General features: G+C 33.6%; 26 protein-coding genes. 24 read left to right on the top strand and 2 right to left on the bottom strand.

Annotated elements, in window-relative coordinates; all coding sequences use genetic code 11:
* Positions 1-187: 187 nt before the first annotated feature.
* A complete protein-coding gene (locus NST00_RS13805; RefSeq protein WP_168412861.1) occupies positions 188-1273 on the bottom strand; it encodes an LCP family protein in 1086 nt (361 codons plus the stop codon).
* Between the two features lie 218 nt (positions 1274-1491).
* The gene (locus NST00_RS13810) at positions 1492-2127 is read right to left on the bottom strand and encodes a YigZ family protein (RefSeq protein WP_016837974.1); all 636 of its coding nucleotides are present in this window, start codon (positions 2125-2127) and stop codon (positions 1492-1494) included.
* Positions 2128-2295: 168 nt separating this feature from the next.
* On the opposite strand from NST00_RS13810, the gene NST00_RS13815 reads away from it, so the two are divergent.
* The 24 genes from NST00_RS13815 to NST00_RS13930 all read left to right on the top strand — a co-directional run bounded on the left by NST00_RS13815 (position 2296) and on the right by NST00_RS13930 (position 24616).
* Complete coding sequence (locus NST00_RS13815; protein ID WP_168412862.1) at positions 2296-3468, top strand: sensor histidine kinase; 1173 nt, start codon at positions 2296-2298, stop codon at positions 3466-3468.
* Positions 3469-3493: 25 nt separating this feature from the next.
* On the top strand, positions 3494-4168 hold the full coding sequence (locus NST00_RS13820) for a response regulator (RefSeq protein WP_016837976.1): 675 nt from the start codon (positions 3494-3496) through the stop codon (positions 4166-4168).
* 384 nt (positions 4169-4552) lie between these two features.
* Complete coding sequence (locus NST00_RS13825; RefSeq protein WP_339289095.1) at positions 4553-5098, top strand: nuclear transport factor 2 family protein; 546 nt, start codon at positions 4553-4555, stop codon at positions 5096-5098.
* A 622-nt stretch (positions 5099-5720) separates the two neighbouring features.
* On the top strand, positions 5721-6572 hold the full coding sequence (locus NST00_RS13830) for a DegV family protein (protein ID WP_016837978.1): 852 nt from the start codon (positions 5721-5723) through the stop codon (positions 6570-6572).
* 72 nt (positions 6573-6644) lie between these two features.
* Complete coding sequence (locus NST00_RS13835; RefSeq protein ID WP_340710217.1) at positions 6645-8069, top strand: DEAD/DEAH box helicase; 1425 nt, start codon at positions 6645-6647, stop codon at positions 8067-8069.
* A gap of 26 nt (positions 8070-8095) precedes the next feature.
* The gene (locus tag NST00_RS13840) at positions 8096-8716 is read left to right on the top strand and encodes a ComF family protein (RefSeq protein WP_016837980.1); all 621 of its coding nucleotides are present in this window, start codon (positions 8096-8098) and stop codon (positions 8714-8716) included.
* Between the two features lie 274 nt (positions 8717-8990).
* The gene (locus NST00_RS13845; protein WP_016837981.1) at positions 8991-9413 is read left to right on the top strand and encodes a TIGR03826 family flagellar region protein; all 423 of its coding nucleotides are present in this window, start codon (positions 8991-8993) and stop codon (positions 9411-9413) included.
* A gap of 151 nt (positions 9414-9564) precedes the next feature.
* Entirely contained in the window at positions 9565-9828 is a 264-nt protein-coding gene (flgM, locus tag NST00_RS13850; protein WP_016837982.1) for a flagellar biosynthesis anti-sigma factor FlgM, read from the top strand.
* Positions 9829-9947: 119 nt separating this feature from the next.
* The gene (locus tag NST00_RS13855; RefSeq protein WP_016837983.1) at positions 9948-10445 is read left to right on the top strand and encodes a flagellar protein FlgN; all 498 of its coding nucleotides are present in this window, start codon (positions 9948-9950) and stop codon (positions 10443-10445) included.
* Positions 10446-10524: 79 nt separating this feature from the next.
* Entirely contained in the window at positions 10525-12153 is a 1629-nt protein-coding gene (gene flgK, locus NST00_RS13860; RefSeq protein WP_016837984.1) for a flagellar hook-associated protein FlgK, read from the top strand.
* A gap of 41 nt (positions 12154-12194) precedes the next feature.
* Entirely contained in the window at positions 12195-13106 is a 912-nt protein-coding gene (gene flgL / locus NST00_RS13865; protein WP_016837985.1) for a flagellar hook-associated protein FlgL, read from the top strand.
* A gap of 110 nt (positions 13107-13216) precedes the next feature.
* Complete coding sequence (locus NST00_RS13870; protein ID WP_016837986.1) at positions 13217-13780, top strand: DUF6470 family protein; 564 nt, start codon at positions 13217-13219, stop codon at positions 13778-13780.
* A 14-nt stretch (positions 13781-13794) separates the two neighbouring features.
* On the top strand, positions 13795-14238 hold the full coding sequence (gene fliW / locus NST00_RS13875; protein WP_339289085.1) for a flagellar assembly protein FliW: 444 nt from the start codon (positions 13795-13797) through the stop codon (positions 14236-14238).
* The gene (gene csrA, locus NST00_RS13880; RefSeq protein WP_016837988.1) at positions 14238-14459 is read left to right on the top strand and encodes a carbon storage regulator CsrA; all 222 of its coding nucleotides are present in this window, start codon (positions 14238-14240) and stop codon (positions 14457-14459) included. Before fliW ends, csrA begins: the two co-directional genes overlap by 1 nt.
* 210 nt (positions 14460-14669) lie before the next feature.
* Positions 14670-15491: a flagellin N-terminal helical domain-containing protein gene (locus tag NST00_RS13885; protein WP_340710219.1), complete on the top strand. Its 822-nt coding sequence runs from the start codon at positions 14670-14672 to the stop codon at positions 15489-15491.
* A gap of 100 nt (positions 15492-15591) precedes the next feature.
* Positions 15592-17295 carry a motility associated factor glycosyltransferase family protein gene (locus tag NST00_RS13890; RefSeq protein WP_340710221.1) on the top strand — a complete coding sequence of 568 codons (1704 nt, stop codon included), beginning with the start codon at positions 15592-15594 and terminating at the stop codon, positions 17293-17295.
* Positions 17292-17633: a hypothetical protein gene (locus tag NST00_RS13895; protein ID WP_339289081.1), complete on the top strand. Its 342-nt coding sequence runs from the start codon at positions 17292-17294 to the stop codon at positions 17631-17633. Before NST00_RS13890 ends, NST00_RS13895 begins: the two co-directional genes overlap by 4 nt.
* Positions 17634-17647: 14 nt before the next feature.
* A complete protein-coding gene (pseB, locus tag NST00_RS13900) occupies positions 17648-18622 on the top strand; it encodes a UDP-N-acetylglucosamine 4,6-dehydratase (inverting) (RefSeq protein ID WP_016837992.1) in 975 nt (324 codons plus the stop codon).
* 33 nt (positions 18623-18655) lie between these two features.
* A complete protein-coding gene (pseC, locus tag NST00_RS13905) occupies positions 18656-19813 on the top strand; it encodes a UDP-4-amino-4,6-dideoxy-N-acetyl-beta-L-altrosamine transaminase (protein ID WP_340710222.1) in 1158 nt (385 codons plus the stop codon).
* Positions 19810-20538, top strand: coding sequence for a cytidylyltransferase domain-containing protein (locus NST00_RS13910; protein WP_016837994.1), 729 nt, complete (start codon positions 19810-19812; stop codon positions 20536-20538). The genes pseC and NST00_RS13910 overlap by 4 nt, the downstream gene beginning before the upstream one ends.
* A gap of 8 nt (positions 20539-20546) precedes the next feature.
* Entirely contained in the window at positions 20547-21563 is a 1017-nt protein-coding gene (gene pseG, locus NST00_RS13915; RefSeq protein ID WP_016837995.1) for a UDP-2,4-diacetamido-2,4,6-trideoxy-beta-L-altropyranose hydrolase, read from the top strand.
* Positions 21564-21578: 15 nt separating this feature from the next.
* Complete coding sequence (locus NST00_RS13920) at positions 21579-22145, top strand: formyltransferase family protein (protein ID WP_016837996.1); 567 nt, start codon at positions 21579-21581, stop codon at positions 22143-22145.
* A gap of 1 nt (position 22146) precedes the next feature.
* Entirely contained in the window at positions 22147-23193 is a 1047-nt protein-coding gene (gene pseI / locus NST00_RS13925) for a pseudaminic acid synthase (protein ID WP_016837997.1), read from the top strand.
* 247 nt (positions 23194-23440) lie between these two features.
* The gene (locus tag NST00_RS13930; protein WP_340710224.1) at positions 23441-24616 is read left to right on the top strand and encodes a glycosyltransferase; all 1176 of its coding nucleotides are present in this window, start codon (positions 23441-23443) and stop codon (positions 24614-24616) included.
* Positions 24617-24641 lie beyond the last annotated feature (25 nt).

Below are 24641 nucleotides of genomic sequence, written 5' to 3' on the forward strand. Positions count from 1 at the left end.
CCTTAAGCCGTTTTATTATTGCTAAATGTTGAATTAAGGTTTTCCTCAACTATCCAAATTTCAATTTTTCAATGAATAAATTTATATACAACTGTTCAAACTGGAGAATGAAAATACTACTCCCCTTTCCAATATAAAAAATACACTCTCAAGCTACTGAGAGTGTATTTTGCCTATTGTCAATTATTTATCGATTCCAATTTGATGAGTAAGAATATGAACCAACATCTACTTGCTGTGTTTCATCGTCGCTACCGATTTCAGAGATATTAGAACTTGCATTGCTTGGGATGATTTCTAAATGGCTTTTTAAGATTTGTTTTGTCTCTTCTAAAGATTCTCGATCTAACATGTAATAATAAATTCCTGTAGACATATCACCTTGACCTTGTAACGTTAAAGTATCAATTTGTGGCATGCCACCTGAGAAATACGTAAGGAACGATTTCATATCATCGAATGTTAAGTTAGTTTTCATGTTGTCACCGATTGCCAAAAGAACTTCATCGTATTTCGTGATGGAGGATAAGGAAAGTGCTTTATTGGCAATGGCTTTAATAATATCTTGTTGACGCTCACCACGAGCAAAATCTGTATCATGTTTACGAGTTCGTGCTAATGCTAATGCTTTTCGCCCATCTAGATGATGGTATCCAGGCTCTAAATAAATAGAATAGCGGTCGTTTTCGTCTTTTTCATAGAAGGCATATGGAATGTTAACTTCTAAATCGATACCGCCAAGCGCATCGACTACATCGATAAATGCATTAAAATTCATGCGTACATAATAGTCGACAGGAATATCAAATAATTCTTCTATTGTTTCGATTGTTGCCACTGTGCCTCCAAAAGCATGTGCGTGCGTAATTTTATCTTGATATCCTACTTTTGGTATGTACACATATGAATCCCGAGGGATACTGACTAATTTTGCTGTTTTTGCTTCACGATTAAGTGTCATTAATAAAAGGGCGTCTGAACGAGAATGATCGGAACCTTGACCCCGTGTCTCGCTGTCATCCACACCGATAAACAATATGGAAATGTTATCGATTTCAGCTTCAGCTTTTATTTCCCTTTTAGGAGAAGATTGTCGTTCCTCAAGCTCTTCGTAAGATTGTTTTGCTGCGTATTCAGCTTTTTTCGTTAAATAAATTCCATAAGCTGTTGCACAAATTAAGAATGAAGCCGACAAAAGTGCTAATACTTTAAGTACTAGCGAAAACTTTGTCGAACGTTTTCCTTTTTTCTCCTTTTTCTGCATTCGTTTCATTATATATACTCTCCTCTATATATGTAGGAATGTTGATTTTGTACGGCTTGTTATGTTTATTATGGATTTCAACTTAAGATTCATCACAGGTAAATCTTATGTGAAAAGCAAAATTGTTCAATACGTATAATTATACAATGTTGTCGAAAAACAGTAAATTGAAAAATTATGACAATGAAATATTGACAAAAAAGAAATTTTTTCGAGGACTGAAACGATTATGAAATGACTTTTTCAATAAACATTTTGTCAATACATGTAATTGTCGCTTGTCCGTTAGTTAATTCTGTCATCCATTCGACAAAGGCTTGTTCTTCGTCTTTTAAGACATGAACGATGATATCGACATTGTCAGCATATTGGATTTCAGCTAATGTATATTTCGAATTTCGAATTTCATTTTCCACTTTACCAAGCCATGTATAATCAATCGTTACTTTCATTACATGATGTAGTCTTCTTTCCACTACTTGGGCAGCCGCAATCCCTTCTGTAGTAGCTTTTCCGTATGCCCGAACAAGCCCTCCAGCTCCAAGTTTAATGCCACCGAAATATCGAGTAACAACAACGACAGTATCTTGTAGTCCTTGTTTTTTTAGCACCTCTAACATAGGAACGCCAGCAGTTCCGCTAGGTTCCCCATCATCGTTCGCTTTTTGAATTTGATTATGCTCGCCAATCATATAGCAAGAACAGTTGTGGGTAGCATTATAATGCATCTTTTTTATTTTATTAATAAAATTAATAGCTTCTTCTTCAGTTTCAGCCCTGTCAACATAAGCGATAAATCGAGATTTCGATATAACAATCTCTTTTTCTCCATAACCCTTAACAGTTTTGTAGTCCTTTCGCATTACAAAAACTCCTTTATTTTCCAAAAAAACGAATTCCTTGTAATAAAAAATTTTCTTAAAAGTTTACTGGAAAATGGTATAATAATGTTAGAATAATATAATCATTAAATACTAATAGTTGCTCACATATAATTTATTATATTACACCAATTGGATTGGGGACAAATCATGTATTTTGATGAAAAAAACAAAATTGATATCCAATCGATTGATTTTATTTTTAATCGGATGATTGAAAATATTACCAATTCGAAAAACGATATTTTTATAATCAGCGAACAAAGCCGTAGAAGCTTTGAGGAAATGAAAATCGAATTGGAATTAATTAAGCAGAAATTAAAAGTAGTTATTCAGAATAGTGATAATTTAGCTCGCCAAACGCAACTGGCAAAACAAAGGCTAGTAGAAGTTAGCAGACATTTCGATAAATATTCAGAACAGCAAGTCAGAGAGGCTTATGAAACTGCCAACGACTTGCAAATTCGGTTATCACTTTCCGAGGCCGAAGAAAAAAGCCTACGAGAGAAACGTGATGACCTTGAACGGCGTCTAAAAGTATTATACGATACAATACAACGAGCCGACCATATCGTTAATCAAGTGAATGTCGTGTTAAATTATTTAACATCCGATTTGAAAAATGTGGGTGCAGCACTTGAGCAGGCAAAATTAAAACATGAATTTGGCATAAATATCATTGCCGCTCAAGAAGAGGAAAGAAAAAAATTGTCTCGTGAAATTCACGATGGACCTGCACAAATCATGGCAAATGTTTTGATGCGAGCTGATTTAATTGAGAAAACATATCGTGAAAGAGGCATTGATGCCGCTATAAAGGAAATTTCAGAACTCAAGAAAACAGTTAGAGAAGCATTGTCTGAAGTAAGAAGGATTATTTACGATTTACGTCCTATGGCATTAGATGATCTTGGCATTGTGCCGACATTAAAAAAATATTTGTCCACAATTATGGAATATAACAAGGGTGTAGACATTCATTTTCAATCTCTTAATAATGAAACGAGACTTCCTTCAAATTATGAAGTCGCAATTTTCCGATTAGTGCAGGAATGCGTGAATAATTCAGTAAAACATGGAAACCCAACAGATATTTGGGTTAAACTAGAATGGAATCTTAACAATTTAAATGTTATTGTAAAAGATAACGGTAGTGGTTTCGACTTAGAAGCCAAAAGAGAGCAATCTTTTGGAATTATTGGAATGAGAGAACGAGTTGAAATTTTAAAAGGTTCGATGGATATTAAAACGAAAATTGGAAATGGAACTGTAGTTATGTTTAAAATACCATATCCAAATAACGAACAGAAATTTCAACTGTAATATACTTGTTAAGGGGGAATGCTTTGTGACAAGAATAATCATTATTGACGATCACCAATTATTCCGAGAAGGAGTAAAACGTATTTTAGAGTTTGAAGAATCCTTTGAGGTTGTTGCAGAAGGCGATGACGGCAGCGACATCATCAGTTTATATAGAGACTATTTACCAGATGTAGTGTTAATGGATATCAATATGCCAGGTAAAAATGGCGTAGATGCAACAAAAGAATTAATTCAAGAATTTCCAGATGCAAAAGTAATTATGCTTTCGATTCATGATGATGAATCATATGTTACGCACGCTTTAAAATCCGGTGCTTTAGGATATATGCTGAAAGAAATGGATGCAGATGAAATAGTAGAAGCAATCAAGGTTGTTGCAAATGGAGGATCTTACTTGCATCCAAAAGTAACGAAAAATTTAGTAGCTGAATTCCGTCGCCTAAGTGAGCATGAAAATAAAGGAAACTTCCATCAAACAGAAATTCGTCGTCCATTCCACTTGCTCACAAAACGTGAATGTGAAGTACTGCAATTATTAACTGATGGACAATCTAACCGTGCAATTGGTGAAACATTGTTCATTTCTGAAAAGACAGTGAAAAACCACGTATCTAGCATTCTACAAAAAATGAATGTAAATGACCGTACACAAGCTGTCGTAACCGCTATTAAAAACGGTTGGGTGGAAGTACGATAATTCCATAAGCACCAAGAACAAATTTACATACTGTAATTTTGTAAGAGGTTGGGACAGAACTAAAATTAGCCTTCTTAAAAAGAATTATCATACGCATTTTGGTATATAATTAAAAAACCGAACGATATTGAAGCTCAAAATAGAGTTTCAAATAATCGTTCGGTTTTTTTTATAGGCTGAAAACCTTTTGTTCTTGTTTTTTTTTGAATTCAATTATGCAAATGGTGCGTAATGGAGAGGATTTGTAAATCGAGGCAACTAAGTTTAAGGTGATTTCGTCTTAAGTAGATGATGAAAAGTTTCTTGTATTTTCGACAAAAATCTGCATCAATAGAAATGGTAGTTGCTCATATGCTACAATATTACCTTGGGAGGTAAGGGTAAATGAAGAACTGGTTGATTTTGGTAGTTGCAGCAGTATTCCTGCTAACTGCATGTGGAAATAATAATGCTGATTCTGAACCTGAAGCAATTTCATCCGTAGAAAATACAACTGGGGAGTCAGATGAGGCAATTGGATTTGAAATGATCGGTGACCAATTTGTTGAAGCGACGAATGTTCCTACAGATGAAAAAGTAAAAATTATTGCTGCCTTTGATGAATATATTAATTCATTTAATGCGAAAGATATTGATCGCTACGCAAATGTTCTTTCCAAAAATGCAATTGGATTTAATTATGAAGAAGAAATTAAAATGTTAAAAGAAACATTTAAAAATCATGATGTAAAATTAGAGGATTCAGATGCTACGATTGTGAAGTATAACGAAGACGAAGCTCATGTGGTTGCGAATATTGATTATCATGTGAAAGAACATGGAACAGATGCAACACTTAATCGTACGGTTAGACAAGTAACAATCTTTGTAAAGGAAAATGATGATTGGAAAATAACAAGGATTGTAGGAATGGAAAAATTAGACCAGTAAAAGAAAAAAGGATCATCCAACTTTGGATTGGATGATATTTTTTTGTGCAGGAAGGTAGGCGGGAGTGGCTAATATCTTTCGAACATAATTAAGGAAGTGTTTTTTGGCTTGGCTATTATATTTCGAAAATTGGCTATTATCTACCGAAGTTTGACTATTATCCTATCTTCAGGAGATTGATTTTTATTGCTTGGCAAATATTTTCCCGAATTTGACTATTATCTAGCTCGAATTGGCTAATATCTTCTGAAGTTTGACTATTATCCCATAATCAGGGAAGTGATTTTTTTCGCATGGCAAATATTTTCCCGAATTTGACTATTATCTAGCTCAAATTGGCTAATATCTTCTGAAGTTTGACTATTATCCCATCTTCAGGGGATTGATTTTTATCGCTTGGCAATAATTTTCTTAAATTTGACTATTATCTTGCTCAATTTGGCTAATATCTACCGAAGTTTGACTATTATCCTTTTAGAAAATTTTAATACTTAAATTTTGTTAATATCACATGAGCAAGTTTTTTCTCTTTCAAGTCTCACAATCATTCTTTTTGTAGTTTTTTTCTTATTAACAAGAATGCATTATTACTGTATGATAAATTACATAGGAGAGTGAATATATGAGCATCGCAGTTGTAACGGACAGTACAGCTTATTTATCGCCTGAAGAACGTGAAAAATACAATATTTATATGATTCCATTAAGTGTGACATTAGAAGATGGTGTGTTTGAAGAAGAAGTCGAAATTCATGCAAAAGAGTTTTACGATAAAGTTCGTGAAGCAAAGGTGTTCCCAAAGACGACTCAACCGCCTATTGGTAAATTTATGGAATTATTTGAAACATTATCGAAAGACTATGATGAAGTTATCTGCATCCATTTATCGAGCGGAATTAGCGGGACATTTCAAAGTGCATTGCAGGCAGGTAATATAATAGAAGGTATTAAAGTGCATGGCTTTGATAGTGAAATTTCTTGTGCGCCGCAAGGATACTACGCAGTGCAGGCAGCAAAAATGGCGAAAGAAGGAAAAACTTCTGATGAAATATTAGAGAAATTAGAAGAAATAAAAAGTCGCATGCGTGCTTATTTTATTGTTGATGACTTGTCTCATTTACAACGGGGAGGAAGATTATCATCTGCAGCTGCCATTGTGGGAGGATTGTTGCAAATTAAGCCAGTTCTTCATTTCGAAAATAAAGTTATTGTCCCATTTGAAAAGATTCGCACGAAGAAAAAAGCCTTAAGCCGTGTGGAAGAACTGCTTTCGCAAGATGCAGCTAAATATGATCGCATTCATGCTATGGTGATTCATGCCAATCGGGAACAAGAAGCACTAGAGTGGATGGCGAAAATGCAAGAAAAGTTTCCAAACGTGGAATTTCATTTAAGTTATTTTGGACCAGTGATTGGCACTCATTTAGGAGAAGGCTCATTAGGATTAGGCTGGGTTCCGGTAATGGAAGAGTAAAAGTTTGTAGTCTCTACTGTAAATAGTAGAGGCTTTTTTTATTGATATTAGGAGATTTAAAAGGAGGATTGTATGAAACGCAAAGTGCAGCTAACTAAAGCAAGACAATATAAAGGAATCATCGTAGAACCTGAAATTCGTGAATTCTTTATCGGGAAAGTTTGGTCCAGGGAAAATACTCCTTTTTCAAAAGAAAAGATTGATCGTTATATCGAAAACAACTATTTCAAAGTAAAGCCTGCTATTTCAGAAAAACATTCTTTTTTCCCCTTCTTTAATAAAAAATATATTTGCAACCGCTGTTCTAATGATAATCAACAAGAATTTGTAGAATTTGAATGTGCGCGATGCAGGAAAATTTGCGTTTACTGTAGACATTGCATCAATATGGGGAGAATGAGTAGTTGTACAGATCTCCTCCTTTGGAATGGTCCGAGTGAAAAATTTCCTAAACATCACATCCTCGACTGGAATGGCATGTTTACGGAGCTTCAGCAAAAAGCTTCAAAAGAGCTGCTAGACAGCATAATCCAACGACGGAACCATCTCTTGCATGCGGTGTGTGGTGCGGGTAAAACTGAGATTTTGTTTCCCGCCGTTTTCCATTGTTTACAAGAAGGATTAAGAATTTGTATTGCAACGCCAAGAACAGATGTCGTATTAGAATTATTTCCTCGTTTTCAAAAAGTTTTTCCGAATACGGTTATCCATGCCTATTATGGCAATGCCCCAAAACAAAAGGGAACCGCTCAACTCGTCATCGCAACGACACATCAACTTTATCGCTTTGAAGAGGCATTTGATATGGTCATAGTGGATGAAGCGGATGCGTTTCCATATACTTACGATATTTCATTGCAAAAGGCGGTATGGAAATCAAAGAAGAAAGGAGCTCCTGTCGCACTTGTCACGGCAACTCCATCTGTTCAAATTTTATCGAAAGTTAAAAAAGACGGATGGGGTTATTCGTTTATTCCGAAGCGATATCATGGTCATTCGCTCCCAGTACCTCGATTTGAGTCCCTTTGGTTTTATGAAAGGCAAATAAATAAAGGAAGAATTCCAAAAAAATTAGCGCTATGGACGAAATCGAGAATTGAGCAAGGAGAACCCTTTTTCATTTTCTTTCCGACGATTCACTTAATGCAAAAAGCCGCACCACTATTTCAACAAATTCATCCTGACATTTTAAGCGTTCATGCCAAAGATCCAGAACGGAAAGAGAAAGTCATGAAATTGAGAAATGAAGAAATCCCTGGATTATTAACAACGACAATATTAGAAAGAGGGGTAACAATCAGCAATGTGCAAGTTGCGGTCGTAGGGGCAGAATCAAAAATTTTTACATCGAGCGCGTTGATTCAAATAAGCGGTCGTGTTGGGAGAAATGTAAATTTTCCTGGCGGTGAGATCGTCTTTTTCCATCACGGAATCTCGGTTGAAATGGATGCAGCGAGAAATGAAATCCTTCGATTAAATAAGGAGGGATTTCAATAGGACAATCGAATAAAAAGGAGGATAAAATGAATCGTAACGAAGTCGAGAATTGCCTTCTTTGCAACGCACCATTAAATAGTCAGATGGATTGGAAACGGCTTTTCTTCAATCGATTTCCGAAAGTTATTTGCCAAGAATGCGAGAATCAATTCGAGTGGTGTCTCCATGAACAGGATGAAGAAGTAGTATCGTTATATTACTATAACGAAGCGATGCAAGATTATTTACATCGTTATAAGTTCATGCATGATGTGCTGCTCGCAAAAGTGTTTCGTGAAGAAATTTATTACAATTTAAAAAATCGGAAAGAAATGATAGTCCCAATACCGATGCATCCTGAAAAATTAAAGGAACGCACCTTTAGCCATGTGGATGAATTACTGAAGGAAGCACGAATCCCTTATGTTCATTTGTTGGAGAAAATAACGACAGAAACTCAAGGAGGAAAAACGAGAAAGGAACGGATGAATACGCCACAAATTTTTAAATTAAAAAAAACCGTACAAGTGGAAGGGAAAGAAATTCTCCTTGTTGATGATATATATACGACAGGAACGACAATCAGACATGCCAAACGGGTCCTTATTGAAGGAGGTGCCAAATCGGTAAAAGCTTTTACGTTAATAAAGTCGGGTTTCTATAAATGAAGAGAAAATTTGCAATAACTCCTATGAGTAGAGATAAGAAACTGAGCAATGAGCGATCCATTAAAAAATCTGTTTTTTTAGCATATACTACACAAAATGTCACAATTAAAATCTTGCCAAAATGTTAAAAAAGTGTGAACATTATTTACAAAATTAGTTACTAGATAATAGTATTTTTTTATCAAAATATGACAATTTACTATATTGTTGTATAATGGTTTTAATACGACGTGGATATTTTAGTCAATCTTCTTTATTGATAGGGGGGCTAGTTTTGGCAGAGATCCGAAATTGTCCGAGTTGTGGTGAATTTTTTAACTATACAGGCATTAGAGATGTTTGTTATAAATGTTCTCAAAAAGAAGAAGAAATGTATCAAATTGTTTATCGTTTTTTAAGAAAACGAGAAAACCGTGCTGCGACAGTGGATCGAATAGTAGAGGCAACAGGAGTAGATAAGGAATTATTGTTTAAATGGGTACGTAAAGGGCGCCTTCATCCAGCAGTTTTTCCAAACTTAGGCTATCCATGCGATAACTGTGGACGTTTAACGAAAAAAGGGAAGCTATGTGAAAGTTGCGTTACTGAATTAAAATCAGATTTGCGTACTTTTGAAGCGGCGAAAGAATTTAGAGAAAGTATTGAAAAAAGTGAACGTCTTACTTATCTAGCTGATAAGGAAAAAAATAAAAAATAATAATAAACGGCTCACAATTTGCTCACGTCGCCATTGTTGTTATACTAAATAATGGTGTAAAGCAGATGTGAGTTTTTTTATTTAACTCATTTAACATTTTCGTGAACAAACCGAAATAATAACTAGACAGGTTATGAAGGGGGGCTAACTTGTGAAAATCAATCCAATCAATACGAATTCAGTAAATCCTTATACGAAACAACAGCGAAATGTGAATACTGTAAAAGCAAAAAATGCTTTTGCAGATAGAATAGAAATTTCAGATGCAGCAAAAGAAATGCAGGTAGTGTCCGATTATAGTCAAGAGCGTGCGGAAAAAATCCAAAAATTAAAAAAGGAAATCCAATCAGGTCAATATAAAGTCGATGCTCAGAAAGTGGCTGAGGATATGTTGAAATATTACCGTCTCCGTTAAGATGACTCAAAACAAAATCATCGAGATAAAAGAAATTTTTTCAATGAGCTTATATTAAGCAAGCTCGATGAAAAGATTTCTTGAGATCAAAAGGAATTTATTTAAAGGAGTTCAAAACCATGTCAGTTCAACCGATTATTTCAATTTTAGAGAAGCTTGAAAAAATGCATAAGAGTTTACTTGAACATGCTTATAAGAAGACGGAACTTGTGAAAAACAATGACATGGAAGAACTGGATAAAATGTTAAAAGTTGAACAATCACATGTGGCTGCGATCGAACAATTAGAACAGCTGCGTCAAAAGAAGGTTGTGGAATTTTTTCAGTTAAAAGGCATTAAAGTATCCTCTCCTCCATCAGTTGCTGAGTTATTGGAAGTAATTGAGGACGAGGAAGAAAGCCAACAACTATCCGATGTACGAAATCGATTATTGAAAGTAATTGATGATTTAAAAAAACAAAATGATTTGAATCAACAGCTTATTTACAATTCACTGCAATTAGTGAATGTGACATTGAATATGTTGCGACCGCAGCCTGAAGAAATTAACTATTCTGAAAAAACGGTGCGCGGTGGAAATGCTCCCCGTCAGTCGCTGTTTGATTCGCAAGCATAGAGGATCGATTGTATGGAGGAGGGGACACTTGGCCCCTTCCAAAATCTTGAATACATATTTTAGGTAAGGAGGAGTCTATATGCGCTCCACATTTATGGGGTTAGAAACAAGTAAGCGTGGTATTTTTACTCAACAAAGCGCTCTCTATACAACAGGACATAATATTGCGAATGCGAATACGGTTGGTTATTCTCGTCAGAGGGTAAATATGGAGCCGACTTTAGGATATCCAGGTATGGGGTTAAATGCACCAAAAACTGCTGGATTTATTGGGACAGGTGTTAAAGCAGGTTCTGTACAGCGAATTCGAGATGAATTTATTGATCGCCAATATCGTCAAGAAACGAACAAACTTGGATATTGGGATTCGAAAGCAAAAGCGATTGCTCAAATGGAAGATATTATGTCAGAACCTTCTGAGTATGGATTGGATGAAGCATTTCGCATGTTTTGGAGCGCCCTTCAAGATGTAAGTACAAACCCGGAAGATACAGCTGCTCGGAAAGTAGCGATTCAAAGGGCAGTGCATTTAGCAGATTCTTTCAATTATATTGAGACACAGTTAAAGCAAATTCAAGGAAACTTAGGAAACGAAATTAAAGTTTCGGTTGCAGACATCAATTCTATATTAGAACAAATCGCCGACATTAACCGACAAATTCAAGCGGTTGAACCAAACGGCTACGTGCCAAATGATTTATATGACCAACGAGATTTATTAGTGGATAAATTAAATGAATATTTACCAGTTTCCATTGAGCGAATTCCTTCTGGAGGGAATGCATCGAAAGTAGCGGAAGGAAGTTTAAAAATTACTTTAAATACTGGTAAAAAAGATGCTAGTGGTAAACCGATAGAAATTGTATTAGTTGATGGTAGAAATGCTGCCACTCTAAAAGCAATTGATACAAATGGTACTGAAGTTGATGGGGTTGTCGATAACATTGGAACAAGTGACACATACTACCTGTTCCAACACTTAGAAATTGTAGAAGCAAATGGTAATGTAACAACCGTTCAAAAGGGTGAATTTGAAGAGTTTAAAGGTAAGCTAGTATCTTTAATTGATTCATATGGGTATGAAACTGAAAAAGGCTATTACCCAGAAATGTTGAGTAATTTAAAGAAGTTAGCTGATGCGTTCATAGAAGTTTTTAATACTGTACACGAAGCAGGATATACGTTAGGTACTGATGATCAACCTTCCACAACTGGTATTACATTCTTTGAAAGAGATGCAACAGGGCAAGTGAAAGTACGAGATGAAATTATTAATAACCCTAATTTATTAGCTGCATCGGATGTCGTAGATGAAGAAGGAAACGGTAAATGGGCGCTTATTTTAGCAAATTTGCAATCGATGCCAATGGCAAATGGAGCTGAGGTAGGTACTGAGGCAATCCAGGTAACATTAACATTATCTCCAGATATAGATTTAGATGGTGCAACTTTCCAATCCTTCTATCAAGGACTCGTTGGACAACTTGGAGTCGATGGTCAGAAAGCGAATTTGCTTAAAACAAACTCAGAAACGATTCGACTAACAGTTGAAAATAACCGTGCTTCGATGAGCTCTGTTTCTCTCGACGAGGAGATGACGGATATGATTCGTTTCCAACAAGCATATAACGCTAGCGCTCGCATGATTACAGTCATCGATGAAACTTTAGATAAAATTATTAATGGTATGGGTAGAGTAGGATTGTAATCGTTTAACGTCCTTTAATCGCAGTGGAAAGGAGCAAGAATATGCGCGTAACACAATCCATGTTATCAAATAACATGCTTCGAAACTTAAGCAATAGTTATTCGAAAATGGGGAAATTACAAGAACAAATTACTTCTGGCAAAAAATTTGTGCGTTTATCTGATGATCCCGTTTCAGCGGTTCGAGGTATGAGCTATCGAACAGACTTAAATAAAGCGGAACAGTTTACTCGCAATATGTTGATGGTAAATACTTGGTTAGATACTACTGATGATGCACTTGATCAAGTAGGATCCGCCTTGCAGAGAGTTAAGGAACTTATTGTTCAAGCTGCCAATGACACGAATACAAAAGAGGATCGGGATAAAATTAAAGTTGAAATTAACCAAATCCGTCAACAATTGAAAGATATAGCAAATACGAAAGTAGCGGATAAATATATATTCTCAGGTACAAAAACTCATTCTCCTATATTCAATACAGATGGTCAATATAATGGTGATAACATAAATTCAGAAGATGTTATTATTGAAGTATTTGATGGCATTACGTTAAATGTGAATATAACAGGAGAAGTGCTATTTAAAGATATAGATGATTTTATGGCTCAAGTCTATAATCTTTTAGATAGTGGAGCGTCAGGTTCGCAAATCACTGAAGCTCTTGGAATGGAATTGAATGATGGCACCGGAACAATACCGGCGCTAGATAAATTATACGAAAATGTATTAGCTGAACGCTCTGATGTCGGGGCTCGTCAAAACAGAGTAGAAATGATGACGCACCGTTTATCAAAACATGGGATTAATATTACAAAACGATTATCTGAAAATGAAGATGTTGACTATGCAAAAGCTATAACGGAAATGGTGACAGCGGAATCGATTCACCAAGCAGCTCTTTCTGTCGGAGCAAAGATTATTCAACAAACTCTAGTCGATTTTATTCGATAATTGTTGCAGGTTAGTTACTACAAGATAACTTCATTGAAATATAAACTAAAATAAAATTAGGCGTTTGGACAATTTGTTCAAACGCTTTTCTTGAAATGAAGGTGATTTAAATGAAGTTTCCCCAAATTCAAATTCGTACATACGATATCATCCTGGATTTACAAATTCATGATCCTGTTCAAATTATTCGTCAACCAAAAGCCACACAGCATATTGAACAACCTGCTGCTATTTTAGAAATAAACACTACACGTGGACAATTGATAATCGATTCATCTCAAGCTCGACGTGACATTGGAATGATTGGTCCATTAGAATCGGTTGAAAATTATGCCAAAGAAGGAAAAAAGGCCGTGCTGGAAGGGATCGCAAGAAGAGCTAGAGAAGGGCGACAAATGATGAAGAATGCCGGGAAAGACTTAGGACGTCAAACAATTCAAAATATTGCGAAGCAGAACCATGGACCAAAACGAGTACCATTCAATGTAAAATTTGTCCCGTCTGTAGGCTCTGTAAAAATTGATTATATCCCTGGTGAAACGGAAATAAATATTACACCACAAAAACCGAAAATCGATGTGCAAGTGAATAAACCAATTCATGAATATACACCTGGGAAAGTAACGGGTGAAGTACTACAATACCCAAGAGTTGAAATCGATGTCATCTTATAGATAGGAGAAGAAAAATGCAAATTCACACAAAGTTTTTAGGTGAAGTTGAAATACAGGAAGAAGAAGTTATCACGTTAACGAGCGGACTTTTAGGATTGGAAGAATATACGAAATATGTATTACTTCCTTTAGATAAGGATAGTCCATTGGCGATATTTCAATCCATTGAAGAATCGCAAATAGGTTTTGTTGTTGCGTATCCTTTTGCCTTTAAAAAAGATTATGCATTTGATATTAGTGAAGTAGATAGAAAAGAGTTACAAGTTGAAAAAGAGGAAGATGTAATTGCTTATTCGATTGTAACATTAAAAGAACCTTTTGAAGAATCAACCCTAAATTTACTTGCTCCAATTGTAATTAATAGCGTAAAAAAATGTGGAAAACAAATTGTATTGCAAGACAATCAAGCTTATCCTTTACGCTTTCCTATCGCTGAACTAAAAGGAAGTGTAAAGTGATGTTAGTTTTATCGAGAAAAACAAACGAGTCAATCATCATTGGAGATCATATTGAAATAAAAGTATTAGCAATTGAAGGAGAACAAGTAAAATTAGGTATAGTTGCACCAAAATCCGTAAAAGTCCACCGAAGTGAAGTGTTTGAAGCCATTCAAGAGCAAAACAAAGCAGCATTAAATATTGATACAAATATAATTCACAAACTAACGAATAGAAAATAATTCAGAATTGGCCATCACAAGATGTGGTGGCTTTTTTAAATTAAAAATTTCAGAATAAAAGGCTAGAAAATTTTTTCAAAAACTATTAAACAATTTAATTTCATTACGATATATAAAGTGTAAGGCTCGAGAAATACATAACTAGACTTGAGTCGAAATTTTCCACACGGATGTGGATGAATTAATAACAATTTCAAGGAGGAATTCATAATGAGAATTCAACACAATATTTCAGCTTTAAACACTCACCGTAACCTAACATTCAATAACTCTCAAGCAGCTAAAAACCTTGAGAAATTATCTTCAGGTTACAAAATCAACCGCGCTGGAGATGACGCTGCAGGTTTAGCAATCTCTGAAAAAATGCGCGCTCAAGTTCGTGGTCTTGACATGGCATCTAAAAACGCTCAAGACTCAATTTCTTTAATCCAAACAGCTGAAGGTGCTCTTAACGAAACTCACGCTATCTTACAACGTATGCGTGAACTAGCTGTACAATCTCGTAACGACACAAACGTAGAATTAGACCGTAAATTCTTACAAGATGAGATTGCACAATTAATCGAAGAAATCGATCGTATTGCTGATACTACTGAGTTCAACACTCAAAAATTATTAAACGGTGACCTTGCTGGTTCTGGCGCTTTAACTTTCCAAATTGGTGCTAACGAAGGTCAAACTATGAGCTTAGCAATTGATGATATGGGTACATCTTCATTAGGAGTTGCTTCTATCTCTATTTCATCTGGTGGCGGAGCAAGTGATGCAATCGTATCTATTGACGCTGCTATTGAAAGAGTTTCTACACAACGTTCTGCACTTGGTGCGGTACAAAACCGTTTAGAGCACACAATCAACAACTTAGGTGCTGCTTCTGAAAACTTAACAGCTGCTGAATCTCGTATCCGCGATACAGACATGGCGAAAGAAATGATGGAATTCACTAAGAATAACATCTTATTACAAGCAGCTCAATCTATGTTAGCTCAAGCTAACCAACAACCACAAGGTGTACTTCAATTATTACAATAATAATGAAGTAAATAAAAAACTCGCATTTCTTTGGAATGCGAGTTTTTTTATTTATGAAATATAATTAGTTACCGATATATTAAGTAGAGAGGTGTAAATAATGACAGACGTGCAAATTGAATATGTAAAAGGGAAAACAGGCATCGAAACGATGAAAGTAAATGGTTACTTTTTACATAGTAAATATGATCCTATAAGAGAAGCGAATGAATTTGCTAAAAAAAACTATAGACCGGGTCATGTACATATACTGTTTGGTTATGGAAAAGGTTATTTTGTAGAAGCCTTATTAAATGAATTTAAATCAAATGAGAATTTGATTGTTATTGAACCAATATTAACAAATAGTGGATTAGACAAGGAAGGTATTGTTTTTATACAATCAAATTCTATTGATGAAATAGCTGAGGAAGTTAATAAGAATTCCCAAATGTTTGTTCTAAACAATGTACATATTATCTGTTCTCCCAATTATGATAAAATATTCCAAAATTTATATAAAGAATTACTAATTAAATTAAAAGAAAGAGTCTCTATTAATAGAATTAATATAAATTCAATAAATAAAATGGCTCACGAATGGCAACGAAACTATTTATATAATATAAAAAATGCAATTCATGACCATTCTATTCATGTACTTCATAAATATACGAATTCACCCGTTGTAATTGCCTCAGGCGGCCCATCTCTTACTAAACAGATTCCGTTATTAAAAAAAATAAGGGATAAAGTGCTATTAATTGCTTCTGGATCTACTGTAAACACATTGCTAAAAGAAAATATCGAACCGGATTATGTAGTATCAATTGATAGCCAAGAGGTTAATTATAATCATTTTAAGGACTTAAAACTGAAGCATGCTAAACTAATATATAGCATGTTCAATCATTATAAAATTCGAGAAAGTTTTTATAATGATGCTTTTTATTTTGTTCAAAAAAATGAAAAAGCATTAGCGTCCCATTTAAATAACATCGTTCATACAAAAGTGGAAGGAATCTATGGTGGCGAATCGGTGGCAAACTATGCCTTTACCATTGCAAATTATATTTCTAGTGGTCCAATCGCATTAATTGGTCAAGACTTAGCATATACGGATAATAAATCTCACGCTGAAAATAATAAACATTTTAAAATGATTACTGAAGAAGATATTATTAAAAGAGGAATGTTCTATACAGAGGGATATTATGGAGATAAAGTGTTAACAGATAGTGCGTTTTTAGCTATGAAAGAATCATTTGAAAGATTAATTAAAACCATTCCTGTCAACGAAAATATATTTAACTGTACAGAAGGCGGAGCGAAAATACATCACTTTAAACAAATTCCTTTTAAACAATTTATTGAAACATTTGTAACAGACCATATTTCTACCGAATCCTACAAGAAGGAAATCATAGAAGTAAATAATAATGAGATCATTCAATTATTTAATAATGAACTGGAAATTTTAAAAAAAATAAAACGTTTAGTAGTAGAAAATTTGAGTTTAATATCATCTAACAAATATAATACTCACTTTTCTGAGAATATTTTGAAAAAGATGGATAGAAATGATAAAGAAATTGAAGAGAAACGAAATAAAACTAGTTTACAAGTAATAATGGGCCCTCTAAATATCGCCATATTAAAAAATTATACTCCTAAAAACAATGAGACACCTCAAGAAGCATATAGTCGTGTTGTTGAACAAAACAGAGCTCTTTACAATGGATACTTAGAGGCAATCGAAATTACTCAACAATATATAGAAAATTTATGTGAACATTTAAAAATAGAAGGAGAAAGAAATAGATGAATACAGAAATATTAGAAGTAATGGAAAGTTATAATGGATATTTAAATAAAATTTCTGAAGGTTGTATTAGCATTGCAGAATATTTGCGAAACAATAATATAGAAGAAGCTTTAAAGTTAATTTTATATTTTTCAGAAGGTGTAAATTGGTTATGTGAAGTGAATGAGAAGCTTCGTTCAGTGGGAATTAACAATCCTTTACAAATTGATAAAATTCATGATTTTTTAAACGAAATCAATGAGGGGCTTGAAATTCAAGATTATATTATCGTTGCGGATATATTTGAATATGAAATAAAAGATTTCTTTGAAAATGCTACAAGATATGTAACACAATGAAAGGTTGAAACAAAATGACACATATATTAGATAACAAGACGGTATTAATAACTGGAGGAACAGGTTCTTTTGGAAAGAAATTTGTTTCTAAGGCATTACAATCAAAAGTAACCAAAGTAATTGTTTTTAGTCGTGATGAACTAAAGCAATATGAGATGAAACAAGAGTTTAAAGATGAACGATTGAGATTTTTCATTGGTGACGTTCGGGATAAAGACCGTCTTTATCGTGCTTTTGATGGTGTGGATATTGTCATTCATGCAGCAGCGATGAAACATGTGGATGCTTGTGAATATAATCCATTTGAAGCGATCAAAACAAACATTCATGGTGCACAAAATATCATTGAAGCGGCAATAGATAGAGGAGTAGAAAAAGTTATAGCATTATCTACCGACAAGGCTTGTAGTCCTGTTAATTTATACGGAGCTACTAAGCTAGCTTCAGATAAATTGTTTGTCGCTGCAAATGCTTATGTAGGGGAAAAGAAAACACGTTTTGCTGTAGTACGATATGGAAATGTAGTGGGGAGTCGCGGAAGCGTAGTTCCTTTTTTCAAAAAAATTCGTCACACTGGGACAATTCCTATTACTGACGAGCGGATGACACGATTTTGGATTACACTCGATCAAGGAGTGCAATTTGTTATAGATAATTTAAAGCGCATGCAGGGAGGAGAAATATTTGTACCGAAAATCCCTAGTATGAAGGTTACTGATCTCGCAAAGGCAATTGCACCTGAGTGTGAAATTGAAATTATTGGTATTCGTCCAGGTGAAAAATTGCATGAAGCAATGATTACACAAGATGACGCACGACATACTGTTGAATTTGATGATTATTATGTTATTCTTCCTGAATTATCATGGTGGAAAACAGAAGCACTTCCAGGCGGCAAACCGTTACCAGATGGATTTGCTTATACTAGTGACACAAATTCGCAATGGTTGACAATTGAGGAGTTAAAAGAGTTAGTGGAAGAAATGTAGTCATTGACTATATTCTATTAGGAGATTAAAAATATGCGAGAATTATATTTACCTTATGGAAATCAGTGGATTGATAATGAGGATATTCAAGAAGTAATAAATGTATTAAAAAGTGATTTTATAACGACGGGACCTAAAATACAGGAATTTGAAAATATTGTTGCAAAATATGTTGGTGCAAAATATGCAGTTGCATTTTCAAGCGGTACAGCTGCTTTACATGGCGCTTGTTTTGTTGCAGGTATTGGTGAGGGGGATGAAGTGATTACAACCCCAATTACTTTTGCAGCAAGCGCTAATTGTGTGAGGTATGTTGGAGGAAATGTTGTATTCGCTGATATTGATGAGCAAACATATAATATAGATCCTAAGGAAATTGAAAAAAACATTACTAAAAGAACAAAAGCGATAATCCCAGTACATTTTACAGGGCAACCGGTGGATTTAGATGCCATTCATGCAATTGCTAAAAAACATAATTTAATTGTGATTGAAGATGCTGCTCATGCACTTGGGGCTACATATAAAGGAAAAAAAATCGGTTCAATTAGCGATATGACTATGTTTAGCTTTCATCCAGTAAAACATATTACAACTGGTGAAGGCGGAATTATTACAACAAATAATGAACAATATTACGAAAAACTTCTTCAATTCCGTGCTCATGGAATTACACGTAACACAAAGCTATTAGAGAAAAATGATGGTCCTTGGTATTATGATATGCAGTTTCTTGGATTCAATTATCGCATGACGGATATACAAGCAGCACTTGGGATAAGCCAAATGAAGAAATTAGATAGTTTTATTAAGCGAAGAAAAGAAATTGTGAATAGATATAATGAAGAATTTTCACAAGTTAGCGAGATCATTACACCTTATCAACATGAATTTTCTGATTCTAGTTGGCATCTTTATATTATTCAATTAAGACTAGAAAAGTTAAATGCTTCTAGGAAAGAAGTTTTCGAAGAATTATTAAATTTAAAAATAGGTGTTAATGTCCATTATATACCTGTACACACCTTGTCCTATTATGAAAAACTAGGTTATAAAAAGGGAAGTTTACCAAAGGCTGAGAAATTGTATGAAAGAATTATAACGTTACCACTCTTTCCAAAAATGACTGATGATGATGTAACGGATGTAATTCAATCGGTAAAAAGTGTTATTTCGAAGGTGAAAAAATGAAAATCGTGGCAATAGTTCAAGCAAGAATGGGATCAACAAGATTACCAGGGAAGATTATGAAAGAGGTTAAAGGAAAACCTTTGCTTTTATATCAATTACAACGTTTGAAAGCGTCACGATTGATTGATGAAATAGTGATAGCTACAACGATTGAAGAACAAGATAATGTTATTGAAACGTTTTGCAAAAATTTTGGTGTTTCATATTATAGAGGATCAGAATTAAATGTTTTGGAACGATATTATGAAACAGCCGTTAATTTTCATGCAGACATTATCGTTCGTATAACTTCAGATTGTCCAATAATAGACCCTGAAATAGTAGATAAAACGATTCAATATTTTTTAGATTCAAAAAAATATGATTATGTTTCAAATACAATAAAACGTACATACCCAAGAGGTTTAGACGTTGAAGTTTTCTCTTATAGTGCATTAAAAGAAGCTTTTCATCATGCCTATTTAGAGAGAGATCGCGAACATGTTACTCCATACATTTATATGAATAAGGATAAGTTTAACATTGGAACAGTATGCAACAGCGTTGATTATAGTAAATATAGATGGACAGTAGATACTCAAGAAGATTTTGAGTTAATAAAATTAATCCTTGAGCACTTATATTTTAAAAATCCATATTTTACAATGTTCGATGTAATTGAGTTAATGGAGCGTAATCCTAGTTGGTTTAACATTAATGCACATATTGAACAAAAGAAAATTTAGGTGATGGAATGTACATCTTTATAAGAGTGGATGCTTCAGTAGAAATAGGCACAGGTCATGTAATGAGATGTTTGACATACGCACACCAACAAAAAAATAGAGGGAATAAAATAGCGTTTATATGTAGAAGAAAAAACGGCGATTGCATTGAATTAATAGAAGAGAATGGATTTAAAGTATTTGCATTACCTGAAGTAAAACAGCCTTTATGGGAGTACACGGAAAAATTTTGGGAGACAGATGCTGAACAGACAATCCAAATTTTAAAAAAATATGTAGTTAAACAAGTCGTTATTGATCATTACTCAATAGAGGAAAAGTGGGAAAAGAAGATTCGTCCATATACAAAAGAAATTATGGTAATTGATGATTTGGCGAATCGTAAACATGATTGTGACTTATTATTAGATCAAAATTTTTATTTAGATATGAATAGTCGTTATGAAGGATTAGTTCCAAAACATACAAAGTTATTGCTCGGACCAAAATATGCCTTACTTCGTGAAGAATTTAAATTAGCACGAAAAAAAGTAAAACCTTTTAATGGAAAAGTAGAGAGATTATTTATCTTTTTTGGTGGAAGTGACCCGACAAATGAAACCGAAAAAGTATTACAAGCGATAAAACCACTAATTGAAAAATTTGAATTGATGGTAGATGTAGTAGTTGGGAAATCGAATCCTAACAAAGAAAAAATTAAGGAACTCTGTAAATCTATAAAGGGTACAAGTTATTATTGCCAAATTAATAACATTTCAGAATTGATGCTTAAAGCTGATTTGGCTATTGGAGCTGGTGGAGCAACAACATGGGAAAGAATGTATTTATTGTTACCATCAATTGTAATTTCAGTAGCAGAAAATCAAATTGAAATTGCCAACGCTTTACATAAGAAAGGATTAATAACTTATCTGGGGCATTATGATAAAGTGGATCGACACGTTTTACATAATCAATTACAGTATTTACTATTAAAAACAGATTTACTTTTAACACAAAGAAATAAAATAGAAACTTTTATGTAAACCGGGAGTCTTATTATGAAAATTTTATATTTAGGCCCTAATAGACAACATATGATTACATTTTTAGAGAGTTTTTCTGATGAAGTGATACAAACTGAAGAAAAAATTTCTAAAGACTTTGTAAAAGACTTTGATTTTATTGTTAGTTATGGATATCGGCATATCATTGGAAAAGATATTATTGATTATATGAAGAACAAAATCATAAATTTACATATTTCATTTCTTCCTTGGAATAGAGGAGCAGATCCAAACTTTTGGAGTTTCCTAGAAAATACAAAAAAAGGAGTAACGATCCATTATATAGATGAGGGTATAGATACTGGCCCAATCATTGCTCAAAAAGAAATTAATTTTTCTGGGGATATTACTTTACGAGAAAGTTATGACGTATTATCGAAAGAAATTGAAGCTCTCTTTATTGAAAAATGGCCAGAAATTAGACTAGGAAAATGTAATTCAACTCCTCAGAATTTAGAGGAAGGATCTATCCATTTTAAAAAAGATATTAAAGAATTTGAACATTTATTAGTTGATGGTTGGGATACTCCAGTATCAAAATTAAAAGAAATGAGGAAATAAAATGAATTTTGATACGTCATTACTTCATAATACGACAAAACCATTTATAATTGCTGAAATGTCAGGTAACCATAATCAATCTCTTGAAAGAGCACTCGAAATAGTTGAAGCTGCTGCTAAATCTGGAGCACATGCTATAAAAATACAAACATACACTGCAGATACACTGACTTTAAATGTAGAAACCAAAGACTTCATGATTCAAGATAATGAGAGTTTATGGAAGGGAAAGTCATTATACGAATTATATAATGAAGCTTATACACCTTGGGAATGGCATAAACCAATTTTTGATCGAGCGAAAGAGCTTGGATTGATTGCGTTTAGTACCCCCTTTGATGAAACCGCGGTTGATTTTTTAGAAGAATTGGACGCCCCATTATATAAAATTGCTTCATTTGAAAATAACCATTTACCATTAATTAAAAAGGTTGCCTCAACAGGAAAACCAATGATAGTTTCTACAGGGATGGCGACGTTAGCAGAACTAGATGAGTTAGTTCGAACTGTAAAAGAAGCTGGATGTAAAGATTTAGTATTACTCAAATGTACAAGTACTTATCCGGCTTCACCTGAAAATACAAATATCTTAACAATTCCACATATGAAACAATTGTTTGATGATGTTCAAGTTGGTCTATCGGATCATACAATGGGAATTGGTGTAGCTGTTGCAAGTGTTGCATTAGGTGCAACCGTCATTGAAAAACATTTTACTTTATCACGTGCGGATGGTGGCGTCGATTCTGCTTTTTCTTTGGAACCGGATGAAATGAAAGCACTAGTTGAGGAAACGGAAAGAGCATGGTTGGCACTAGGAAAGGTAACGTATGGTATCACGGATAAAGAGAAAGCTTCATTAAAATTTAGACGCTCTATATATGCATCTAGAGATATTAAAGCAGGTGAACCATTTACGAAAGATAATATTCGAATTGTTAGACCAGGATATGGAATTGAACCAAAATACTATGAACAAATATTAGGGAATATTTCAAAAAAGAATATTAGTAAGGGAACTGCGATTACATGGGAGCAAATCTTATAATTCTTAATTGTAATTCAGTTTTGTTTGGATAATTAAACCCGTTACCTTTTATATATTCCGGTAATTTATGAAGGTGATGAGATTTTTGAATCCATCACCTTTTTTATTTATTAAACCATGTATAAAGAATATCTATTAACATTACGAAGTTTGGAATTGGTCAAAAGTAAATGCTATATAAGTGCCAATAATGAACTTACTAAGTTTCGGTATTGTTTTTCTACTTTAATATACAAGGAGTTATTATATGAAAGCCATTTTATTACAAGGGAATAGTCAATATGACGTTTTGAATACAACGACAACCTTTTTTTCAAAAGCAATGAGTTCTTACGGAATAGAAAATATAATCTGTAATTTGAATATTGTTTCTGCTCAAGAGTATTTAGAAATAGTTAAAACTTTTAAACCAGATTTTACTATATCCAATAATCCGATTTGTTATCTCTATGATGGAATTACTCATCATGAGTATACTAATATTCCTCATATCGTTAGATTGGGAGATCATCCGTACTATCATGTTGGGGAAAGAGCATTGAAAAATCCAAATGCAAAAACAGTATTCACAATTGCCCCGCAACAGATTTATGTAAGTGCATTTGAAAAATTAAATGTTAATCGTTACTCAATATTAAACATCAGTCCATCAACTGAAAGGTTTAACATACCATTCGATAATAAAATTTTTCCAATGGTATTTTTTGGTTCTATTATGGATCCTTATAAAAAAGTTGATGAATTACGAGAGAAAAGTGAAAATCTTTATAATTTGGTAAATCAATTTATTCAAGTAATTATTAACAAATTGAGCACAGAATTACAATTACTAGAGGAATCCATTGAAATTTATTTTGAAAATTTCCTAAAGGAAAATCTACCTCTACCTGAATCTGAGATTATTAACATTAGTCGTACTTTGTTTCCAATAATTGATAGTTTTTATCGAAATTTCACTAGAATAATCATTTTGCAAGAGTTTGCTGAAACAGGATTGGAAATGTGGATTTTTTCAAATGGTGATGCCCATCAATACTTTAGTAAATATCCTAATGTGATTATAAAACCATCTGTATCGTATTTAGATTGCATCAACATTATTGCACAGAGTAAAGTGGCACTTAATGTTACACCATTTTTTAAAACTACACATGAAAGAATTAGTAATTCCCTTTTTAATTCAACATTGCTTTGTTCGAATGAAATGGAAGATTTAACAACGAATCATCCAAATATAAAACAATCTTCTCTTTTTTATAACTTAAATAGTATTAATCATATTTCTGAAACAATTAAAGAAATTATTCAAAATAAAGAAAAATACAATAGGATGATTGAGTTAGGTAGAGAAATCGCAACTAATAATTTCAGCTATGAAAAATATATGTCGTCGTTAGTTGATTTATATAGAAATGTTATTTAATCAATACATAATTTTTGGGGTGAAA

This window comes from Ureibacillus sp. FSL K6-0165, assembly GCF_038004285.1.
GTDB classification, from domain to species: domain Bacteria; phylum Bacillota; class Bacilli; order Bacillales_A; family Planococcaceae; genus Ureibacillus; species Ureibacillus thermosphaericus.

Excerpts from the sequence above, each read along its gene's own strand:
- NST00_RS13840 (WP_016837980.1), top strand. The coding sequence starts at position 8,096 with ATGAATCGTAACGAAGTCGAGAATTGCCTTCTTTGCAACGCACCATTA.
- NST00_RS13930 (WP_340710224.1), top strand. The coding sequence starts at position 23,441 with ATGAAAGCCATTTTATTACAAGGGAATAGTCAATATGACGTTTTGAAT.
- NST00_RS13825 (WP_339289095.1), top strand. The coding sequence starts at position 4,553 with ATGAAGAACTGGTTGATTTTGGTAGTTGCAGCAGTATTCCTGCTAACT.
- flgL (WP_016837985.1), top strand. The coding sequence starts at position 12,195 with ATGCGCGTAACACAATCCATGTTATCAAATAACATGCTTCGAAACTTA.
- pseB (WP_016837992.1), top strand. The coding sequence starts at position 17,648 with ATGACACATATATTAGATAACAAGACGGTATTAATAACTGGAGGAACA.
- pseG (WP_016837995.1), top strand. The coding sequence starts at position 20,547 with ATGTACATCTTTATAAGAGTGGATGCTTCAGTAGAAATAGGCACAGGT.
- NST00_RS13805 (WP_168412861.1), bottom strand. The coding sequence starts at position 1,273 with ATGAAACGAATGCAGAAAAAGGAGAAAAAAGGAAAACGTTCGACAAAG.
- pseI (WP_016837997.1), top strand. The coding sequence starts at position 22,147 with ATGAATTTTGATACGTCATTACTTCATAATACGACAAAACCATTTATA.
- NST00_RS13830 (WP_016837978.1), top strand. The coding sequence starts at position 5,721 with ATGAGCATCGCAGTTGTAACGGACAGTACAGCTTATTTATCGCCTGAA.
- flgK (WP_016837984.1), top strand. The coding sequence starts at position 10,525 with ATGCGCTCCACATTTATGGGGTTAGAAACAAGTAAGCGTGGTATTTTT.
- NST00_RS13910 (WP_016837994.1), top strand. The coding sequence starts at position 19,810 with ATGAAAATCGTGGCAATAGTTCAAGCAAGAATGGGATCAACAAGATTA.
- NST00_RS13885 (WP_340710219.1), top strand. The coding sequence starts at position 14,670 with ATGAGAATTCAACACAATATTTCAGCTTTAAACACTCACCGTAACCTA.
- pseC (WP_340710222.1), top strand. The coding sequence starts at position 18,656 with ATGCGAGAATTATATTTACCTTATGGAAATCAGTGGATTGATAATGAG.
- NST00_RS13890 (WP_340710221.1), top strand. The coding sequence starts at position 15,592 with ATGACAGACGTGCAAATTGAATATGTAAAAGGGAAAACAGGCATCGAA.
- NST00_RS13855 (WP_016837983.1), top strand. The coding sequence starts at position 9,948 with ATGTCAGTTCAACCGATTATTTCAATTTTAGAGAAGCTTGAAAAAATG.
- NST00_RS13895 (WP_339289081.1), top strand. The coding sequence starts at position 17,292 with ATGAATACAGAAATATTAGAAGTAATGGAAAGTTATAATGGATATTTA.
- NST00_RS13810 (WP_016837974.1), bottom strand. The coding sequence starts at position 2,127 with ATGCGAAAGGACTACAAAACTGTTAAGGGTTATGGAGAAAAAGAGATT.
- csrA (WP_016837988.1), top strand. The coding sequence starts at position 14,238 with ATGTTAGTTTTATCGAGAAAAACAAACGAGTCAATCATCATTGGAGAT.
- NST00_RS13815 (WP_168412862.1), top strand. The coding sequence starts at position 2,296 with ATGTATTTTGATGAAAAAAACAAAATTGATATCCAATCGATTGATTTT.
- NST00_RS13835 (WP_340710217.1), top strand. The coding sequence starts at position 6,645 with ATGAAACGCAAAGTGCAGCTAACTAAAGCAAGACAATATAAAGGAATC.
- NST00_RS13870 (WP_016837986.1), top strand. The coding sequence starts at position 13,217 with ATGAAGTTTCCCCAAATTCAAATTCGTACATACGATATCATCCTGGAT.
- fliW (WP_339289085.1), top strand. The coding sequence starts at position 13,795 with ATGCAAATTCACACAAAGTTTTTAGGTGAAGTTGAAATACAGGAAGAA.
- NST00_RS13920 (WP_016837996.1), top strand. The coding sequence starts at position 21,579 with ATGAAAATTTTATATTTAGGCCCTAATAGACAACATATGATTACATTT.